At 44.5% G+C, this 20344-nt stretch carries 17 protein-coding genes and 1 pseudogene; 9 read left to right on the top strand and 9 right to left on the bottom strand.

The window, feature by feature from the left end; all coding sequences use genetic code 11:
• Window positions 1-140 precede the first annotated feature (140 nt).
• A complete protein-coding gene (locus tag QUE24_RS06120) occupies window positions 141-575 on the top strand; it encodes a host attachment protein (protein ID WP_286305728.1) in 435 nt (144 codons plus the stop codon).
• Window positions 576-617: 42 nt separating this feature from the next.
• On the opposite strand, the gene QUE24_RS06115 is transcribed toward QUE24_RS06120, so the two are convergent.
• The 3 genes from QUE24_RS06115 to gshB are packed head-to-tail and all read right to left on the bottom strand — an operon-like array spanning window position 618 to window position 3638.
• The gene (locus QUE24_RS06115; protein ID WP_286305727.1) at window positions 618-1640 is read right to left on the bottom strand and encodes an energy transducer TonB; all 1023 of its coding nucleotides are present in this window, start codon (window positions 1638-1640) and stop codon (window positions 618-620) included.
• A gap of 22 nt (window positions 1641-1662) precedes the next feature.
• Window positions 1663-2697 carry an FAD:protein FMN transferase gene (locus tag QUE24_RS06110; protein ID WP_286305726.1) on the bottom strand — a complete coding sequence of 345 codons (1035 nt, stop codon included), beginning with the start codon at window positions 2695-2697 and terminating at the stop codon, window positions 1663-1665.
• A complete protein-coding gene (gene gshB, locus QUE24_RS06105; RefSeq protein ID WP_286305725.1) occupies window positions 2694-3638 on the bottom strand; it encodes a glutathione synthase in 945 nt (314 codons plus the stop codon). Before gshB ends, QUE24_RS06110 begins: the two co-directional genes overlap by 4 nt.
• Window positions 3639-3820: 182 nt before the next feature.
• Between gshB and glyQ the strand changes: the two genes are divergently transcribed.
• From glyQ to QUE24_RS06080, 5 genes are read left to right on the top strand one after another with little or no spacing between them, the layout of a single operon-like run.
• Entirely contained in the window at window positions 3821-4759 is a 939-nt protein-coding gene (glyQ, locus tag QUE24_RS06100; RefSeq protein ID WP_286305724.1) for a glycine--tRNA ligase subunit alpha, read from the top strand.
• Window positions 4756-6834, top strand: a complete 2079-nt coding sequence (gene glyS, locus QUE24_RS06095) for a glycine--tRNA ligase subunit beta (protein WP_286305723.1) — start codon at window positions 4756-4758, stop codon at window positions 6832-6834. Before glyQ ends, glyS begins: the two co-directional genes overlap by 4 nt.
• An 11-nt stretch (window positions 6835-6845) precedes the next feature.
• Window positions 6846-7388: a D-glycero-beta-D-manno-heptose 1,7-bisphosphate 7-phosphatase gene (gmhB, locus tag QUE24_RS06090; RefSeq protein ID WP_286305722.1), complete on the top strand. Its 543-nt coding sequence runs from the start codon at window positions 6846-6848 to the stop codon at window positions 7386-7388.
• Window positions 7385-8128 (top strand): lysophospholipid acyltransferase family protein, encoded by a 744-nt coding sequence (locus tag QUE24_RS06085; protein ID WP_286305721.1) that lies wholly within the window; start codon window positions 7385-7387, stop codon window positions 8126-8128. The genes gmhB and QUE24_RS06085 overlap by 4 nt, the downstream gene beginning before the upstream one ends.
• 10 nt (window positions 8129-8138) lie before the next feature.
• Window positions 8139-10220, top strand: a complete 2082-nt coding sequence (locus QUE24_RS06080) for an EAL domain-containing response regulator (RefSeq protein WP_286305720.1) — start codon at window positions 8139-8141, stop codon at window positions 10218-10220.
• Window positions 10221-10261: 41 nt separating this feature from the next.
• On the opposite strand, the gene htpX is transcribed toward QUE24_RS06080, so the two are convergent.
• The 5 genes and pseudogenes from htpX to QUE24_RS06055 form a co-directional block, all read right to left on the bottom strand.
• The gene (htpX, locus tag QUE24_RS06075; protein ID WP_286305719.1) at window positions 10262-11143 is read right to left on the bottom strand and encodes a protease HtpX; all 882 of its coding nucleotides are present in this window, start codon (window positions 11141-11143) and stop codon (window positions 10262-10264) included.
• Between the two features lie 56 nt (window positions 11144-11199).
• Window positions 11200-12318, bottom strand: coding sequence for an ATP-grasp domain-containing protein (locus tag QUE24_RS06070; RefSeq protein ID WP_286305718.1), 1119 nt, complete (start codon window positions 12316-12318; stop codon window positions 11200-11202).
• A 12-nt stretch (window positions 12319-12330) separates the two neighbouring features.
• A pseudogene (locus tag QUE24_RS06065) lies at window positions 12331-13169 on the bottom strand (NAD(P)-dependent methylenetetrahydromethanopterin dehydrogenase).
• A 118-nt stretch (window positions 13170-13287) separates the two neighbouring features.
• On the bottom strand, window positions 13288-14322 hold the full coding sequence (locus tag QUE24_RS06060) for a beta-ribofuranosylaminobenzene 5'-phosphate synthase family protein (protein WP_286305717.1): 1035 nt from the start codon (window positions 14320-14322) through the stop codon (window positions 13288-13290).
• Window positions 14319-15185, bottom strand: coding sequence for an NAD(P)-dependent methylenetetrahydromethanopterin dehydrogenase (locus QUE24_RS06055; protein WP_286305716.1), 867 nt, complete (start codon window positions 15183-15185; stop codon window positions 14319-14321). The genes QUE24_RS06060 and QUE24_RS06055 overlap by 4 nt, the downstream gene beginning before the upstream one ends.
• Before the next feature lie 239 nt (window positions 15186-15424).
• Between QUE24_RS06055 and QUE24_RS06050 the strand changes: the two genes are divergently transcribed.
• A complete protein-coding gene (locus tag QUE24_RS06050) occupies window positions 15425-15781 on the top strand; it encodes a hypothetical protein (RefSeq protein ID WP_286305715.1) in 357 nt (118 codons plus the stop codon).
• Between the two features lie 63 nt (window positions 15782-15844).
• Here the strand turns inward: QUE24_RS06050 and QUE24_RS06045 are convergent, their stop codons facing one another.
• Entirely contained in the window at window positions 15845-16642 is a 798-nt protein-coding gene (locus QUE24_RS06045; RefSeq protein ID WP_286305714.1) for a quinoprotein dehydrogenase-associated SoxYZ-like carrier, read from the bottom strand.
• Window positions 16643-16920: 278 nt separating this feature from the next.
• Between QUE24_RS06045 and gltX the strand changes: the two genes are divergently transcribed.
• Together gltX and QUE24_RS06035 are read left to right on the top strand one after the other, a co-directional pair.
• A complete protein-coding gene (gene gltX, locus QUE24_RS06040) occupies window positions 16921-18327 on the top strand; it encodes a glutamate--tRNA ligase (protein WP_286305713.1) in 1407 nt (468 codons plus the stop codon).
• Between the two features lie 208 nt (window positions 18328-18535).
• Window positions 18536-20314, top strand: a complete 1779-nt coding sequence (locus tag QUE24_RS06035) for a methanol/ethanol family PQQ-dependent dehydrogenase (RefSeq protein ID WP_286305711.1) — start codon at window positions 18536-18538, stop codon at window positions 20312-20314.
• Window positions 20315-20344 lie beyond the last annotated feature (30 nt).

Below are 20344 nucleotides of genomic sequence, written 5' to 3'. Positions count from 1 at the left end.
GAAATGTTAAGTGACAGACAAAGGCCATATTGTCTGTTATAGTCGAACCATTGCTTCTATCAAGTTAATGATGATGCAGGGTGATTTCCCGCTTATTGCTCTGTGTTGCTTGTTTTCCCAAGCGAGAAGGAGAATCGACTATGAAGAAAAAGTGGATCGTTGTCGCCGAGAGCAGTCGGGCTCGGATTTTTTCTGTTGAGAGTCGGACTAGTCCACTTAAAGAAATCGATGACATGGTCAATACTGCCAGTCGCGCTCATAATCAGGACTTAGTATCTGACGAGCCGGGGCGAGGTTTCGATAGTTATGGTTCTGGAGGGCGTCATGCTATGGAGTCCAAAACGGAACCGAAAAAACAGGAAATGCAAATGTTTGCTCATGACTTAAGTGAGCGTTTGGAAACGGCTCGCCGCACAGGTGATGTCAACGACCTTGTGTTGATTTCCCCACCCAGCTTTCTGGGGGCACTCAAGCAACAAATGGGTGAAGTGACACAAAAATATATCAGTCAGACCATTAACAAAAACTTTATCAATAAAAGCGAACAAGAAATTCGCCAGTATTTATTTCAGTAATATTCAGTTAAGCCGGTAACAATACGTTGTTGCCGGCTTTTTTTATCTTGTTGACAGACCTCGACCAGTTTCAAACTTCCAGGTACGAATCACGGTCAGCATATCGTTATTTTTCAATACATCTTCCGGTATGGCAGCATAAGGCGCCCCCAGTCGGACGATCTTGACCGCGGCATCATCCAGTACTTTATGGCCTGATGAACGTGATACGACGATGCCACCCGCTGGCACACTGCCGTCAGGATTAATATCTACAGACAACATCAGGCTACCACTTAGGCCTTTTTGCCTCGCTTCCTGCGGGTAGTTCATATTACCTATTCGCTCGACCTTCATTTCCCACGCTTTCATATAGGCAGCGGCAGCAAACTCTTTGGTAGAGGCTGAAATACGTCGTTTTTTTGGTCTTTCACTCAGTGCTTTAGTGCTTTTATCGAGTTTTTCCTGCAGCTCGCTGATTTCACTTCTGGCTTGCATCATCAAATCACGGGCAGAAATGTCAGGTTTAGTGACCTTTTCAGGTTCTGCTTCAGTTTTAGCTGCGGTTTCTGCTGTCTCGGTTTTTTCTACCTTGCGTTCCGCTTTTTCCTGAGTGAGCTTTTTAACGGGCTTTTCAGGTTGAGGAACGGGTTTTGCCTTGGGCTGCGGTTTAGGTTTTTTGACTTCAGGCTTAGGTTCTACTTCTTTGGGTTTTGGTGGTGTTGGCTCTGGAGCCGGAGGTTGTACCGCAACTGTTTCCGTGTCGGCGACAGTGTCTGTTTTTGGTGCTGGCGGCGGTGCTGATGGAACATCTTTGGTGACCGGGACAGGTTTATCTTTTGTCGGTTCTGGGGTCGGTGTATCAAGCTCACCTCCACCTTCATTATTGGCCTGCGCCAGAAAGTCTGCCTCTTCCGGTTTGATTTTGTCTTGTTGTTTCACCAATGTGATATCAAGATTATTCGCAGGTGCATTGGTGGGTTTTGAAAACACATCAAAGCTCACGCCCAGCACAATCACCAGATGCAGGATGACTGAAAACAGCAAAGTAAAAATAAGTCGATCTGATGATGCGCTGGTAGCCATGATTATGGAGTCGTTGTTGTGCCTATTTCACGTAAAATCGGTTGAGTTGATTTGTCAGTAAAATGAATTTTTTCTGCATGGATGGGGTCATTTCGACTTGACCATCAGTTCGAACAATCATCACTTCCTTAATACCCATTGATGCGGCAATCTCTGGCCAGTCTTTGCCAGCCACGATTAATGCGGTCGCTGCGGCATCAGCACGAGCGGCTTGCTGATGAATAACCGTTGCAGAGATATTATCCTGAGCCGGATAACCTGTTCTTGGGTCCAATATATGAGGATAACGTTTACCTTCATAGGTGAAGAATCTTTCGTAGTCACCCGAGGTGAAAACACTTTCATCACCCGAAACGGCTACGGAAGCCAGCATTGCGGCTTCTTTGCGTGGGTGACGAATACCAATGACCCAAGGGCGATGACCATGCTTACCAATAGCACGTAAATCGCCACCGATATTGATGATGGCATTATTCACACCTTGTTTTTTCAGTGCCTCAATAGCGGCATCTACCGCTGTGCCTTTGGCAAAACCACCAAAGCCCAGTTTCACCATAGGATTATCACTGGTCAGAATATTATCTTGAATATGAATATTTTCCATACTGGGGGCGGCTTTTAACCAGGCGTCGATTTTGTCTTGAGCGGGTGGCGGGCGCGATTCAAACCAATCATCACGATGGTAACCCCAGAGCTCAAATAATTTACCAGCGGCCGGGTTGAATAAATGATGACTTTCCTTGGCATAGGTGGCCGCTTCTTCGATAACGGCAGCGACTTGAGGTTTGATTTCAACTGGTTCGCCATTCGCGATAGCTTTATTTATTCGAGTTAAGGTGCTGGGTTTCCAGGCATGCCAGGTGTCGTTGATGGCGTTGAATGAGTCTTCCAAAGCATCAACGGTTTTTTCAGCTGTTTCAGCATCTACGCCATAAAGGCTGACATCAATCTCAGTACCAAAGGCATAGAACTTCGCCTGGCGGGCGCTTTCTTGTGGTTCTCCACAAGCGGTGAGTAGGGCTACTAGAATTAATAAAAGAGGAAAGAGTTTCATCATAAAAGTTTATCTATCGCTGTCATTAAGTCGGCACCAATATTGATACCAAATTGTCTATCAAGTTCACGGATACAGGTCGGGCTGGTGACATTTATCTCTGTCAGATAATCACCAATGACGTCCAGTCCGACAAAAATTAAGCCTTTTTCGCGTAGTTTGGGGCCAACTTGCTCGCAGATCCAACGATCCCTGTCAGTCAGTGGCCGACCTTCGGCTCGCCCACCTGCAGCAAGGTTGCCGCGCGTTTCACCTTCAGCTGGGATACGGGCCAGGGCGTAAGGCACCGGCTCACCATTTATCAACAGAATACGTTTGTCGCCGTCTTTGATTGCCGGCAAATACTTTTGCGCCATGACCGAACGTTTTCCATGTTCTGACAGCGTTTCGACGATAACTGAGAAATTAGGATCGCCCTGATTGATGCGGAATATCGACGCGCCACCCATGCCATCAAGTGGCTTAAGAATAATATCGCCATGCGTCTGCTGGAAATCTTTTATCAGATGTTTCTGGCGTGTCACCAGAGTGGGAGGACAGCATTGTGGAAACCAGGCGGTAAAGAGTTTTTCATTGGCATCACGCAGGCTTTGTGGATCATTGATAATAAGCACGCCATTAGCCTGAGCTTGTTCCAGCAAATAAGTGCTGTAGATATATTCCATATCAAATGGCGGATCTTTACGCATCAATATGGCTTCTACATCAGTGATGGGTCGAGTGACTTTTTCACCCAGTTCAAACCAGTGCTGCCGGTCATCAAACACGCGAAGACTGCGCATTTCAGCAAAAACTTTTCCCTCAGATAGAAAAAGGTCTTGCTGTTCCATATATAAAATCTGCCAGTCTCGCTGCTGCGCGGCTAGCATCATCGCAAGACTACTGTCTTTTTTGGTATTAATCCGATCGATCGGATCCATAACGATGCCAATGGTTCGTTGCATAGTCACTCTCATGATTGCCTGACTCAGATGGTGAATTGTACCTGAATGGTGACAATGGAGTGGCGAGGAAAATGTGTGCTCAGGCTTTCTCGTATCAGATTTATCTGCTGTCGACCTCTACAGTCAGCTCTGTATTCGCTATAATCCCGTATGTTTTGACTTTGGATTGTGAAATCGAGCTAATGACTAAGACAGCGGTGATGAAGGCGGAAACGCCAAGAACCTTTCAGGAACTGATCCTCAGGCTGCAACAGTACTGGGCTGAGCAGGGCTGCGTGCTTCTCCAACCTTACGATATGGAAGTCGGTGCAGGGACATTCCATCCAGCGACATTTTTGCGCGCGATTGGCCCTGAACCATGGAGTGCTGCTTATGTTCAGCCTTCACGTCGCCCGACTGATGGCCGTTATGGTGAAAACCCGAACCGATTACAGCACTATTATCAGTTTCAGGTTGTGTTAAAACCATCACCAATTAACATTCAGGAACTGTATTTAGGCTCTCTGGAAATGCTGGGGCTGGATACTGCTATTCATGATGTGCGTTTTGTCGAAGATAACTGGGAATCACCGACCCTCGGTGCATGGGGTCTTGGTTGGGAAGTATGGTTGAACGGTATGGAAGTCACACAGTTCACCTATTTCCAACAGGTGGGTGGACTCGAATGTCGACCCGTCACCGGTGAAATTACCTACGGTCTGGAACGTATAGCCATGTACCTGCAAGGTGTGAGCAGTGTCTATGACTTAATCTGGGCAGATGGTCCTATGGGTAAAGTCACTTATGGTGACGTGTTCCACCAAAACGAAGTCGAAATGTCGACTTACAACTTCGAACATGCCGATGTGGACAGTTTATTCACTACATTTGATACCTGTGAACGTGAAAGTCAACGCATGATAGAAGCAGGTTTACCGCTACCTGCCTATGAGCTGGTGTTGAAAGCGTCACATACGTTTAACTTACTCGATGCAAGAAAAGCCATTTCCGTGACAGAAAGACAGCGATTTATCCTCCGTGTACGTACCTTAGCCAGAGCCGTTGCTCAGGCCTATTACGACAGACGTGAATCATTAGGTTTTCCAATGGTTCAGTCTGAAAATAAGGAGGCACAGGCATGAGTCAGACTCAGGATTTGCTTATTGAGATAGGCACAGAAGAATTACCGCCGAAGGCTTTGTTGAAATTGAGTCAGGCATTTCACCAAGGGGTTGAACAAGGCCTAAAAAATGCTGAGCTAAGCTTTGATGCACTTCGTGCTTACGCTACACCAAGACGTTTGGCTTTAGTGATTTCGAAGTTACAAACGCAACAAGATGATCTCACTGTAGAACGACGTGGCCCGGCCGTAACCGCCGCATTTGATGAAGATGGTAATCCGACCAAAGCCTTACAAGGCTTCGCTCGTTCTTGTGGCGTGGATGTTGATGATTTGGAAACGATGCAGACAGAAAAAGGCGCATGGTTGATCTTCAGACAACAGCAAAAAGGGGCTGAAACCGCCACTTTATTGCCAGACATCATTCAGCAATCGTTAAATGCTTTACCCATTCCCAAGCGTATGCGCTGGGGCGACTTGCCGGGTGAGTTTGTTCGTCCTGTTCACTGGTTGGTTGTGTTACTAGGGGATGACATTGTTCCTGTCGAATTACTCGGCGTGAGCGCAGACCGTTTTACGGTTGGTCATCGTTTCCACCATCCTCAACCTATCCGTATCAGCACACCGATGACTTATGCACCACAACTGGAAACAGAAGGCCATGTGATGGTGGATTACGAAGCCAGAAAACAGGCGATTCATGGGCAGGTAAATGAACTGGCAGCCAGCCTCGGTGGTGATGCCGTGATTAATCCTGAGTTACTTGAGGAAGTGACTGGCTTAGTGGAGTGGCCCGTGGCCCTAGCAGGTAACTTTGATCAGCGTTTTCTAGAATTACCTCCTGAAGCGTTGATTTCATCAATGGAAGGTCATCAGAAATATTTCGCGGTACGAGCAAAGAATGGGGATTTACTGCCGCATTTCATCACTATCTGTAATATCGCTAGTCAGGATCCGGCACAAGTGATTGCCGGTAATGAACGTGTGATTCTGCCACGACTGAGTGATGCGGCCTTTTTCTGGGAAACAGATCGCAAGTCACCTTTGGCTGCTCGCCAAGAACAGTTAAAAACCATTGTGTTCCAGAATAAGTTAGGCACGGTTTATGACAAATCTCAGCGTGTTGCCGCATTAGCCGCCATTATTGCACAGCAGATGGGAAGTGAGGCTCAGTTAGCTGAGCGTGCAGCATTATTAGCAAAATGTGATCTTGTCACGGAAATGGTCGGTGAGTTCCCCGAATTACAGGGTATTATGGGCCGTTATTATGCTCAATTGGATGGTGAGCCTACTGATGTCGCGGAAGCACTGGACGAGCAATATCGTCCACGTTTTGCCGGTGATGAGCTGCCGCAAACAGCGACTGGTATTGCCGTCAGTTTAGCCGAAAAACTGGATACGATTGTTGGTCTGTTTGGTATTGGCCAGCCGCCTTCTGGTGTTAAAGACCCGTTTGCCTTACGACGTGCGGCATTAGGTGTGCTGCGTATTATTATTGAGCGTCAACTGTCACTTGATCTGTTCGAGCTTATCTCTGAAGCGGTCAACAACTTTGTTGATATTCTGACTGAAGATGATGTGAGAACTCAGGTGATGCAGTATTTTTACGACCGTCTGCGTGGTTATGTTATCGACCAAGGGGCTAAAGCGGATGAATACGAGTCAGTGCTGGCAGTATCACCAACGCAACCGCTTGATTTCATGCAAAGACTGAATGCTGTAGCCGAGTTTAGAAAATTGGAGCAAGCAGAATCGCTGGCAGCCGGTAATAAGCGTATTGGTAATATTTTGCGTAAAAATGAGGCTGAGCAAGAAGGCCTGGTTGTTGAGCCTGGCCTGTTAGTTGAACCAGCTGAAAAAGCGCTGGCTGAACAGGTTGTGGAGGCACAACAAGCCTTGAAGCCTCTCTATGCTGCATCAGATTATGCGGGCATTCTGAATTATCTTGCCGGCATGCGTGAAACCATCGATGCTTTTTTTGAGCAAGTCATGGTAATGTCTGATGATGAGGCAGTGAGAAACAATCGATTAGCCTTACTCAATCAAACCCGAGCCTTATTTTTAGGGGTTGCCGATATTTCCTGCTTGCAGGAGTAACAGGAGCAATTATGTCGCTGATTATTCTGGACCGAGATGGCGTCATCAATCATGATTCGGATGATTTCATTAAAAATCCGGCAGAGTGGGAGCCGATTGACGGCAGCCTCGAAGCGATTGCTCGATTAAATTATGCGGGATACCGGGTGGTAGTGATTACCAATCAATCTGGTATCGCGCGCGGTTTGTTTGATGTAGAAACCTTAAACCGTATTCACAGCAAAATGCGTCGTATGCTGGCTCAGGTTGGTGGCAAAATTGAGGCGATCATGTTTTGTCCTCATGGTCCGGAAGATGATTGTCAATGTCGCAAGCCAAAGAATGGCTCTTTCGTGGATCTAGCCCATCGTTTACGTGTGAATCTGGACAATGTACCTGCTGTGGGTGATTCTCTTCGTGATATTCAGGCGGCGATGTTATCTCAGGCCAGGCCTATATTGGTCAGAACAGGTAAAGGTGAGAAGACTCTAGCTGCAGGCATTCCTGACGGTGTAGAGGTTTATGATGATCTGGCGAGTGTCGCTACAGCCCTATTAGAACGCAAACTACAATGATCTATATTCGATCCACTATTTTCTTTATTTTGCATGCGGTGACGGCAGTATTGTTTTCCTGTTTAGGCGTTCTGCTATGGCCTTTACCATTTAAATGGCGTTATGCCGTCGTCAGCCAGTGGGCGAAATCCAATATCTGGCTATTAGATAAAATTTGTCATGTAAAGCTCGAAGTTGAGGGTCGTCAGCATATCGGTGATGAACCTGCCGTAATCATATGTAAACATCAATCTTCATGGGAAACCCTGGCATTACAAGCTGTTTTTCCGCCTCAGGTCTGGGTGTTAAAGCGTGAATTATTCTGGATTCCGTTCTTTGGTTGGGGATTAGCATCTCTAAACCCTATTGCAATAGACCGTAAAGCAGGCCGAAAAGCCCTGAATCAAGTGATAGAGCAAGGCTTAGATCGTTTAACATCGGGTGCCTGGGTGGTGATTTTTCCGGAAGGTACCAGAATAGCAAAAGGCTATATTGGTCGATTTGGAATTGGTGGCGCCAGACTGGCAAAAGAAACCGGATATCCGGTTATTCCTGTCTGTCATGATGCCGGTAAATCATGGCCCAAACATGGTTTTTTGAAATACCCTGGTGTAATAAAAATGACTATAGGTCAGAAGATAGCTACCGATAGCCTATCTGCAGCTGAATTAAATCAGCAGTTGTTCGAGTGGATGGAAATACAACAAACCAAGTTGGAAGGTAAGAAACCGATGCTTCTGGACAAAAAGAAAGAACAATAAGGTAACGACCGTGGCGAGAGCAGAAGGCATTTTACGAGTACTGATTATCGATAGTTCTTTGACCGATGCAGATGCTATCGTCAACGTGCTCCGTAGTGCTGGACATGCGGTCAGAGCAACAAGGGAAGATAAGCCTGCAGCAATTGAAAAGCTGTTATCAGCCCAGAATTGGGAATTAATTTTATGTCGAGAAAATATCGCTGATATCCAGCCGATGGATATTTTGAACCTGATACAGCATCTAGATAAAGACCTGCCCTGCATCATCATTGCTGATGATAAATCACATGAAACGGAATACTTTTCGAGCATCGTAAAAGATGTTGTCTTGTTTGAAGATAAACCACGATTACAGTTTGTGATTAATCGCGAGCTGGATAATCTATTTATCAGACGTTTAGCCCGACGTAATGAGCGAGCACTCAGGGAGAGTGAGAAACGCTCTAAAACACTGCTTGATAGTTCAAGAGATGCTGTTGCTTATATGCATGAAGGGATGCATATCTATGTAAACCAGGCTTACCTGAATTTGTTTGGTTATGAAGAGGCGGAAGATATTGCTGGGCTGCCGATTCTCGATTTATTCAGTGCAGATGACCATCCTAAATTTAAGGCGGTATTCAGACAGTTTACTGAGCAAACGGATGCTCCCCCAGTGACGATGACTGGCAATGGATTAACAGCAGAAGGCATAACCTTCAAGGCAGAAATTCAATTTAGTCACGCTCGTGTTGAAGGGGAAGATTGCACTCAGGTTGTGATCAGAGACGATACGGTAATCAATCAACAACCTAAGGCTGTTATCCCAGTACTGGATGATCATGACCAACTTACCGGCTTATATAACCGTAGTCGTTTTATTACTGAGTTGGAAAAAACTGTGCACCGTGCTGCTGAGGGTGAGGGCGATGCGCAACTACTCTATTTGGTACTGGATGATTTCTTTTCGATAAAAGAAAAAGTGGGACTGGCTACCAGCGAAGTTATTTTGAAGAGTGTGTCTGATTTATTGCACGATAACTTGGCTGAACAGGAAGTTATCGGCCATTACGGTGATCAGGTCTTTACCATAATCGTACCGAATCATGACGATACGTATGTTGATGAGCGCGCAGAGTCTTTCCGAAGAACCATTGATGACTACGTGTCACATGTTGCAGGTAAAACGATAGATTTACGCTGCAGTGTTGGTATCGCTCGCGTTAATGAAAGTCAGTTGACCGCTGAAGCTGTGTTAGAAAATGCAGATAGAGCGGCGATGAAAGCTCAGCATGCGGGTGGAAACCAGGTCATACGGTTCCGTGCTCAAACAAATCAAACTGGACAGCAGTCCAGCGAAAGCTGGCGTCAGCAGCTACAAAAAGCGTTGCAGGACGATAACTTCACTTTATTTTATCAACCGATTGTCAGTTTGCATGGTGAAGAGCAGGAATTTTACGAAGTATTATTGCGCCTTGAGGTAAATGGCGAACTGATTGCAGCGGATAGCTTTATCCAACATGCTGTTCAGTTAAAAATGATGACAGAGATAGATAAGTGGGTGATTCGTAGTGCTTTAAAAGCATTAACCATTCATCGTCAACGTTATCCTAAAACACGTTTCTTCATCAAATTATCAGAGCAAAGTCTTCATGAAGAAGCGTTTGTAGATTGGTTATCCGCTTCACTTTCAGCACAACAGCTGAATGCACACGCCCTTATTTTTGAAGTCAGTGAGACAATGGCGATTGATAATGTTGAGCAAGTCAGGCACGTGATCGAACGTTTACAAGGCTTGGGCTGTGAATTTGGTTTAGAGCACTTTGGATCGGGTATAGATTTCTCAAATAGTCTGAAAGCATTTAATGTGGATTATCTAAAAATCAACGGTACATTTGTTGAAAATATGGCACATGATGTTGAAAATCAGGCAGCTGTCAAAGCCATCATTGAAATGACAAAAGAAGCGGGCAAGCGTTCTATCGCGGAGTTTGTATCAGATGCGAATAGCTTAGCGCTGTTGTGGCGCTTAGGTGTAGATTATGCCCAAGGTTATTATATCCACGAGCCATCACCTGAAATGAATTACAACTTTGAAGATGACGAGCTGTGAGCTTTAGTAAAAAAAGCCGGGTCAGAAGCCCGGCTTTATTTTTATCTATTTCCGCGTAAAGCGTTAATTCTCTCTTCCAATGGTGGGTGCGTCATAAATAATGCTGAAAGACCACCACCTTTGCCACCAGAAATACCCATAGCATGAAGTTGATCTGGTAACGCTTCGGTGGATGTGCCAGCTAAGCGTTGCAATGCAGCAACCATTTTTGGTGCTCCAACTAAACTGGCAGCACCGGCGTCGGCACGAAACTCACGTTGACGACTAAACCACATCACGATAATGCTAGCCAGAATACCCAGTACCAGTTCTGCGATGATGGAAGTAATCCAGAATGCCGGGCCATGACCTCGTTCTACTTTAAAGACTGTACGATCAACGAGATGTCCAATCACACGTGATAGAACAATGACAAACGTGTTCACTACACCCTGTATTAAAGCCATAGTCACCATATCCCCATTGGCTATATGGCTGACCTCATGGGCGAGAACGGCTTCCACTTCATCTTGAGTCATGGACTGCATCAAACCCGTGCTGACAGCCACTAGTGCATTATTTTTATTGGCACCAGTGGCAAACGCGTTCGGTTGTGGTGAGTTATAAATAGCCACATCAGGCATACCAATATTAGCTTGTTGCGCCAGGCGGGTAACGGTACTTAGCAACCATCGTTCAGTCTCATTTTTAGGTTGTTCAATGACCTGAGCCCCTGTCAGATGTTTTGCCGTCCATTTTGAAATAAGCAGGGAGATGATCGAGCCACTGAAGCCGATTACGGCGGCATAAATAATCAAGGCATTCATATCCAGACCGACGCCTTGTTCGTCTAAAAGGCTATCTATGCCAAGCAGTCGCATTGTAATGCTGAGAACGGCGAGTACAGCGATATTTGTACCAAGAAAAAGTAGTATGCGTTTCATGCATGTGATCCTGTCTTAATAAGTCATCGTTAATATGGGTTGAGACACTGCTATTTTCAAGCAGAAAAAAGACAATTTTTCCTTATCTCAGTTTCCACTTGATGACGTTTATTATCGCAATCCAGATGTGATTGAGCTTCAACAAGTACTGTGCACACAGGCTCGCCAGGCTGAATCTTCTGTCTGGCGTGGGGAATATCCCGAGTCTCAACAGGCCACGTTGCCTTGCTCTTTACGAATAATGCTTTATCTGCAAAAAGGTATGAGAGACTGGTAACGTTCGTCATTTCACTATTTTGCTGTTGGATTTCAGCAGGTAGTTTCCCAATACAAGCCTGAATATGCCAACGCAACATATCCGTATTATTGGCGTAAAGCTCCGCTGAAGCGGAAAGTCTTGGATTCAGCTCAAGGATATAAATATTAGCTAACTCGTCAATCATAAAGTCGAGACTGCCATAACCGCGAAAAGTGATTGCTGTTACAAGCTTTTCTAGTGCCTTAGCAAGAGTTGCTTTAGAAGACTGGCTGATATCAAAGTGATTAATGATTTGCTGTAGCTGAAATGTTTCTGTGTGTATCTGTTCGTTAAACCCAAAGATGAACACAGACTCACCGTCAGCAAGAAAACTGACTGAGCCTGACCGACCATTGATATATTCCTGAAAAATGAGATGGCGATCAACGTAGTTAGATATACTCGGCTGTTGAATATGTGTACCACCGCTGCCCATCAGATCTTTTGTTATCCAACGTTTTTTCTTTTTATCAAAAGCCTGAACCCAATGGGTTTCTGGAAAAGGAATGTCAAGTTGTTGAAGTAGAGGGAAAAAGCGTTGTGGTGATCTTAATTTATCTAATACTTGAAAATCATTACCAAGAATTTGGATATGTGTGGGCAAGCAGTTTAAGAGTTCATAGAAGCGTTCAATGCCAGTAGAAAAAATCAGCAGGCAGCGCTGTTGTTGGGTAATTAGTTCAAAAGATGTGAGTATGGATTCTATGGAAAGCAGTTCTAGGGGAGGGATACGGATACATCGATCAGCAACTTTTTGTGTATCTCTATCTGCAAAACAGTCAACGACCCAGGTTGTGTATCCAAGCTGAGCCGCTGACTGTGCAATAAAGCGAGCTGTTTGACCAAAAATGAGAAGTGGTAACCGCTCTTCATCCATCGTTGTATGAGATTAGACTAATTTACGCGCACCATCGAAGGCATTACGGAAATCAAGATAAACAGGTTTTTCTGACTCTAATGTCTCTCTTAACAGTGCTTGCTGTAATTTGTATTTAACATCACCAATAGCTAATGCACCAATACCAACGGCATCAGGTGAATTAGTGGCATGTGTCAACGGTGCGCCAAAGTCCATCAATTTAACGCCTTCGATACCCAGTGGTGACACGGCATTAACATCGCCAGCCACTTTGAGTTTAGTCGCATCACGTAAAACAGATGCATTCAGTACCTGGACCCCTGCTTTAGCTGCACAGAAAACGATGTCTGCGTCGTACAATAAACGGGCTTTATCAGCATCAGAAGCCGCTGTCGTGCCTCGTAAATCAACGTCATAGCGTTTTTTGGCTTCTGCAGCAAACTCTAGTGCAGTATCAATAGAGAAGTGATCAACAATGGCCGTTTCTGCACCCTGAAGGGCAGCAATAACTGCTGTAGCAATACCCACTGGTCCGGTTCCACCGAAGACAACGGCTTTAGCGCCTTTTAATTCTTGTTTAAATTTATTTTTCAGTTCACGCTCGACACAAGCCACCAACGCTGCAGCTGTAGTGAAAGCACCACTTGGATCAGCAAAAACTGAAATTTCAAAAGGAGGAACCATGGATTTTTTAGCTGATTCCAACATGTCCATCGCCAATCCGATATCACGTCCACCGATGAACATGCCGGTTTTTTCACACCTGAGGGACCACGTGAAAAAATAGCATCCTGAGTTAGACCTGCAACTTCGTTTAACTCAACATGTGAATATGGAATCAATACATCGTAACCCGCATCTAGTGCCATGTTAATGTCAAAGGGACTGTTGTGCTTCATTGGGTTAAGCATGTGAATAATCGAACGTTTGGACATAATTAATCCTTATAATAATCAAATTACGGCTGGAATATGATAATAGCCACAGTTACATAGAGGATTCAACAACTGCACCATGATTATCTGCAGATGTTTGAATAAAAACAGGTGCCTCATCCTCAGAAAAAGTCGTTTTAGCAAATGTCTCAAGCTGTTTGATCAGCTGCTCTGCCTGAGCATCACTTTCGACGAATATACATCCTGTCGGCCCCCAAGAGCTCTGAGCAATGCCTGTATGCCCCCATTTTTGGGCCTGCAATAGACAGGCTTCGACACGTTTACTGGTGTATCGGCCTCCTTGTGCTTGGGCAAAATGATCGCCAATTAACGCTTGAATATCTGTTACGGCTTTACCAAATTCATCACAGGATTGTTCAATGAGCGCAGGTAATAGCTGCATCAGCGTCATATGACTGATGATGCGAGCATTTTCCTGAGGAAACACGGGCAGTTGTTTAAATGCCTGCAATTCAGCGCTGCCATGAATACCTTGATGATTTGGATCCATTACTAACACGATTTTCCATTTCTCAGGAAAGTTAAGCTGAGCAAGAACAGGTGGGACAGTTTGCTGAGGCTTAAGGCCACCATCAATCACAAATCCGCCATGATCAAAAGTAGCAATACCAATTCCTGAACGTTTGCCACGCCCCAACTCTTTGGCAAGCAATGGCGTATCAATGGATAAACCATGAAACTTCGCAAGTGCGACGCCGAGAGTAAGAGTGAGTTGTGTTCCCGAGCCTAGCCCTGAATGTTCTGGGATAGCTGAATTAACAGAAATAGCGACGCTACGGTTGGCTTGGGGTAAATGTTGCCCGAGCTTTTCATAAAACAGCGTACATATTTGATTTATCTTCAATCGCATATTGTCAGTGACATATGCGCCTTGAATATTGAAGTTTTCAGCGGGAGATATATTAATGATTGTGTGGTGGCTGTTGATAGCAAGTCCGATACTACCGAACTTGCGACCAATGTCAGCATTTAAATCAAGAAATCCAAGATGAAGCCTGGCTGGAGCCTGAACGGTGACAGTTGGCATTGCCGTTAGGCTCTCCGCTTCAGCAGTTTTTTGTTTCACTGTTCGTTATCAATCTTGCAGGCTATATCGTAAATTGTGGTTTCATCTAGAAAGGCATCATTGCTTTCAAAGAGCGAGGCGATAGCACCACGATGAACTTTCATTTTGAAGTTACCAATAGCTATTGCACCGTAGTAACGCATGCCATTTTTCTCGACACCGTTATCCATGACTTCCATGCCTGCAACACCCAGAGGTGGGACAGCGTTAACATCAGCAACCACTTCAATTGATGTGTTATTGGCCAGTGCCATTTCCGGTACAACACAAACACCAGCTGGACCAGCGGCAATCACCACATGCGCATCAGATACGATTTGTTTAACAGCTTCATCACTTCGTGTTTCGCCTGGCATGACATCGACACCGTAGTGCTCTTTCATTTCTTTGACCGTGGCTTTACTTCTCTCCATGCTACGACAAGTCAGCGTCACTTTTTTTGCGCCTTCTCTGAGCATGTACAAAGCCGTGCGCTGGCCTACAGGACCGGAGCCAAGAATGACGACATTTTTATCTTTGACATCGTAATCAGTAAGCACTTTACGAGCGATGGCTGCAGCTGTTGTATTCGAGCCATTTGGATCGAGCATTACCGATACGCTGACAGGACCGAAAAATGCTTTTTTTACAGCTTTACCGACAAGATCACTGGCAGGCACATTTGAGCCACCGATGAAAATAGCGCTATTTTTCAGGTTTTTTCCACCACGGGTAAAAATCATTCCGTGAACATGTGGTGTGACATTGTCACGTGTGGCGCCGCCATGAGCAATGATGTTATCGACACCAGCATCATAAGCCACTGCTTGGTCGAAGGTGCTGGCAACTGGATCTGTATCCAAGTGCAATAACAATTTTTTCATTTGGCTATCTCCCGCCTGTGTTTATTAGTGTCTTAGTGAGGTTGAAATTCTACCTGATGTTGGTCTTGTGTGAAAATAAAGCGTTTTTTTACCGCGCCGTGATGGCAGAAGATTATGAAGAATTCATGTAGTATGTCTATTCAATTCTGTATCAAAATCAGGATAAGTGGAACTAAAGGTTTGAAGGTTGAGTCTTAACTCATCCGAACAAATGAATAATAAAATATAGGAGAGAATGAATGAAGATTGCTGGAGCTGCTGCATTGTTTGCTACTGGTTTGGCTTTATTGCCAACAATGGCAATGTCCAATGATTTTTCTACGGTTACCCGTGTGCATTTCGTCATGGATTGTATGGATGCGAATTCAAAAATGAATGTTTATGAGGGAGTTCATAAATGTTCATGTGTTGTAGATAAGTTAGCGGAAGCTTTTACTGAAAAGGAATTCGAAGATATCAGTACTGGCTTTATGTACAAAAACATGCCTGCAGATAAAGGTGCTGAATTCAGAGATGATAAAGGTGTTCAAAAGGGCTTAAAACTGTTCGAAGAAGTGAATCAAGCTGCTTATAAAGAATGTCGCATCCATAACTAAGATGACTATTATTTAGTTAAAAAAGGCCGCTCAAGCGGCCTTTTTTGTTTCAAACATTAAAAATCAGATCTCTTTTTCTATTTTAAATTCTTGAGATTTTGTGTCATGTACTTTTGCTTCTAGCTTACCATGCTCTTGAGGAGTGAATGTAAAACGAATGCTTGGATCTTCACTCATCGAAATACCGGCATCCACCGTAATCAGTGCTTGTCCGTTATAGCTGATATTCATTTTATCGATGTAGTGAGCCGGAATATATTTACGTGCTTTTTGATCAAATTGCAGCCCATTGTAGTTAGGGTGGCTAACGATCATCTGAGCCTGAACGGGCTCACCGACGCTCGGTTGACGCATTCGCAACTGCATTTTACCTAACCGAGCTAATGCGGCGGCGGCATCCTTGCCAGCGGGTGCACTGCAACCACCGGAAGCTTTAACAAAACGTGACACCATGTATAAACTGCCATCGTTCATTTCAGCGACAGCTCGAACATAGGTATATTGATCGACTCGCATGCGTGTGGATAAATCAACATTACCTAGCTCAGGTGAAAGATGGAATTTTGCAGAATAAGGCATTGGATTGTTATCTATAAAGATATAGATGTTCTCAATATAGTTATCCTGCGATTGCGGTTTTAACGATTTTATGGTGAGGGGCACAATGGCTGCATCTTCAGCACGCTTTGGTGCTTCCAAGCTTAATATATCTTCCGCCTCATCCTGTATTGTCCTGTCACCGAAGTAAGTTTGTTTCAGCGTTGGCCATACGGGCTCTTCTGGTGTGGCCGCCCAGGTGGAGTGACTACTTAGAATGAGTACTAATCCTGCAAACATGATCGTTGATAATCGACTAAACATTTCTCTCTCCCCAATAAGAAGTTGTTGTTGTTTTATGTTTTTTGAAATGTATTGTATGGGAAAAGTTCCTGGTTTGGCAGCGGCTAATCATTATTAAAAGTTTGTATAAAAAGGATATTTCCTTCGCCGGTCAGACTGAGCTTTCCTAATGTGCAAATAAAATTGGCATGTAGACAATTAAATTAGATTCAGATTAGGAATGTCTGAACCGCGATATATCGATGTTCAACTGTTACAATACTGCCTTTATTGAACCTACCTAGTTGAGAGTTTCTAACATGACTATACGTACCCGTTTTGCTCCAAGTCCAACAGGTTATTTACACGTTGGTGGGGCGAGAACAGCTCTGTTTTCCTGGCTTTATGCCCGTAAACACGGTGGTCGATTTGTACTTCGTATAGAAGATACGGATCTTGAACGTTCTACGGCTGAATCTGTGCAAGCCATTCTTGATGGGATGTCATGGCTAGGGCTCGATTATGATGAAGGGCCGTTTTATCAAACGCAGCGCTTTGACCGTTATAAAGAAATCATTCAGCAACTCTTGGATCAGGGTGATGCCTATTATTGCTATTGCTCTAAAGATGAGCTGGAAGAGATGCGTGAGCAGCAACGCGCCAACAAAGAAAAGCCTCGTTATGATGGCCGTTGCAGGAAACTGACTGAGCCTAAACCCGGTGTTGAACCGGTTATCCGCTTTAAGAATCCCACGACTGGTAGTGTCATCGTCAGAGATATGATTCGTGGCAATGTTGAGTTTAAAAACGCTGAATTAGATGATTTGATTATTGCCCGCCCCGATGGCACACCGACCTACAATCTCACGGTTGTGGTCGATGATATGGATATGCAGATGACCCATGTTATCCGTGGTGATGATCATCTCAATAACTCACCCAGACAGATCAATATCTTCAAAGCACTCGGGGCTGAGCCGCCTAAGTTTGCTCACGTGCCGATGATTCTTGGTGATGATGGGGCCAGACTCTCAAAACGGCACGGTGCTGTTGGCGTGATGAGTTATCGTGATCAAGGGTATCTCCCCGAGGCCTTACTAAACTATCTCGTCAGACTGGGATGGTCACACGGCGATCAGGAAATCTTTTCAATACAAGAAATGATTGAGCTTTTTGACATTGAAGATGTCAACAAGGCAGCGTCAAGTTTTAATACAGAGAAATTATTGTGGTTAAACCAGCAATACATCAAAAATAGCACTCCAACTCATATTGCTGATCACCTTGCCTGGCATATGCAGCAGCATAACGTTGATATTTCTGTCGGCCCTAGTCTTGAAAAAATTGCCGTGCTTTATCAGGAAAGAGCAAAAACGCTGGTTGAAATGGCGGAAAGCAGCCTATTCTTTTATAACAAAGTCAGCAGTTTTGACGAAAAAGCAGCTAAGAAAAACTTGAATCAGGCTAGTTTGCCTCTGCTTCAAAATATGCAATCACGATTATCAGCTTTATCAGAATGGTTGGCTGAGCCTATTCATACAGAAATAAAAGCCTGTGCAGACATGCATGAAGTCGGCATGGGGAAAGTTGCTCAGCCTATCAGGGTGGCAATCACAGGGAATACTGTGTCTCCTTCCTTGGATGTGACACTGGAATTGCTTGGTCGTGAGCGCACATTGGCTGCAATTGAGTTCGCTATCGACTGGATCAATAATCAGGACTCATGATCAGGCAAAAGGAAAAAAGATAGGAATTTCATTTACTTAGGCTTTCGGGAAAAAATTCCCGAAAGTTATAAGTAAATTATCATAAAAAAGATGGGAAATATGCTTGACTAACGTTTTCTTCGAGATTATTGTTGCCCTACGCATGAGGTTCAACACTGAACAATTTTCGTGTCGTATATAACTAGAAAGCAATAAAGAGGAAAACTTTATGAAGCTGAAAACTTTATCAATCGCAATGATGACATTAGCTGTACCAGGTCTGGCTGCTGCTGATGAGCTATTGCAAATGCAACAAAACGAAAACAACTGGGTAATGCCAGCAGGTAACTACAATAACCAACGTTACTCTGAATTAACTCAAATCAACAAAGACAATGTTAAAGATTTAAACATGGCATGGTCTTTCTCAACGGGTGTTTTACGTGGTCACGAAGGTAATGCTTTAGTTATCGACGGCACAATGTACGTTCACACACCATTTCCGAATATCGTGTTTGCGTTGGATTTAAACAACGATGGCGCGATCAAATGGAAATATGAACCAAAACAAAACTACGATGAAACAGTACCTGTTATGTGCTGTGACACAGTTAACCGTGGTTTAAGCTATGCAGACGGTAAAATCTTCCTGAACCAAGCGGATACAACTCTGGTTGCTCTGAATGCAGCTGATGGTAGTGTTGCATGGTCTGACAAACGTGATGATCCAAAACGTGGTGCGACCAGCACAGCAGCGGCTCACGTATTTAAAGATAAAATCATCGTCGGTATCTCAGGTGGTGAGTTTGGTGTACGTGGTTACGTTCAAGCTTATGACTTAGATGGTAACGTGAAATACAAAGCGTACAGCACCGGTCCTGATGATGAAATGTTAGTTGACCCAGAAAAAACCACTTCTATGCTGAAACCAGTTGGCAAAGATTCATCGTTGAAAACTTGGCAAGGTGACCAATGGAAAATTGGTGGTGGTACAACTTGGGGTTGGTATTCATACGATCCTGATTTGAACATGTTCTACTACGGCAACGGTAACCCATCAACTTGGAACCCGGTTCAACGTCCTGGTGATAACAAATGGTCAATGTCTCTATGGGGTCGTGACTTAGACACCGGTATGGCGAAATGGGTTTACCAAATGACACCATACGATGAGTGGGATTATGATGGTGTTAACGAAGTTGTGCTTGTTGACCAAAAACTGAAAGGCAAAATGCGTAAAACTGCCGTTCACTTTGACCGTAACGGTTTTGGTTACACCATGGACCGCGTAACTGGCGAACTGTTAGTCGCTGAAAAATACGATCCAGTGGTTAACTGGTCAAACGGTGTGAATCTGAAAACAGGTTTACATGATCGTGTAGCGAAATACTCTACTGCACGTAACGGTGAAGACGTGAACACAACAGGTATCTGTCCTGCGGCGTTAGGGTCTAAAGACCAACAACCATCTGCGTACTCACCACGTACTGGTTTACACTATGTTCCAACAAACCATGTGTGCATGGACTATGAACCATTTGAAGTGGAATACGTAGCAGGTCAACCATACGTTGGTGCTACATTAAGCATGTACCCACCTGAAGGCCAAACACATTTGGGTAACTTCATTGCTTGGGATTCACGTGAAGGTAAGATCGTATGGTCTAACCCAGAGCGTTTCTCAGTCTGGTCAGGTGCGTTAGCAACAGCTTCTGATGTTGTGTTCTACGGCACACTGGAAGGTTATCTGAAAGCGGTTGATGCGCAAACTGGTCGTGAACTGTGGAGATTCAAAACGCCATCAGGTGTTATCGGTAACGTCAACACTTACAAACATGACGGTAAGCAGTACATCTCAATCCTGTCAGGTGTAGGTGGTTGGGCTGGTATCGGTATGGCGATTCCAAGCTTAGAAAACGACACAGATGGTCTTGGCGCAGTCGGTGCATACAAATCACTGTCTAGCTGGACTAACCTGGGTGGTGTTCTGAGTGTATTCAGCCTGTAAGACCCAGATGATATAGATTACTCTGTAATC

Origin of the sequence: Methylophaga marina (assembly GCF_030296755.1) — a bacterium.
Taxonomy (GTDB): domain Bacteria; phylum Pseudomonadota; class Gammaproteobacteria; order Nitrosococcales; family Methylophagaceae; genus Methylophaga; species Methylophaga marina.
This window is presented reverse-complemented; position numbering and strand designations above follow the sequence as displayed.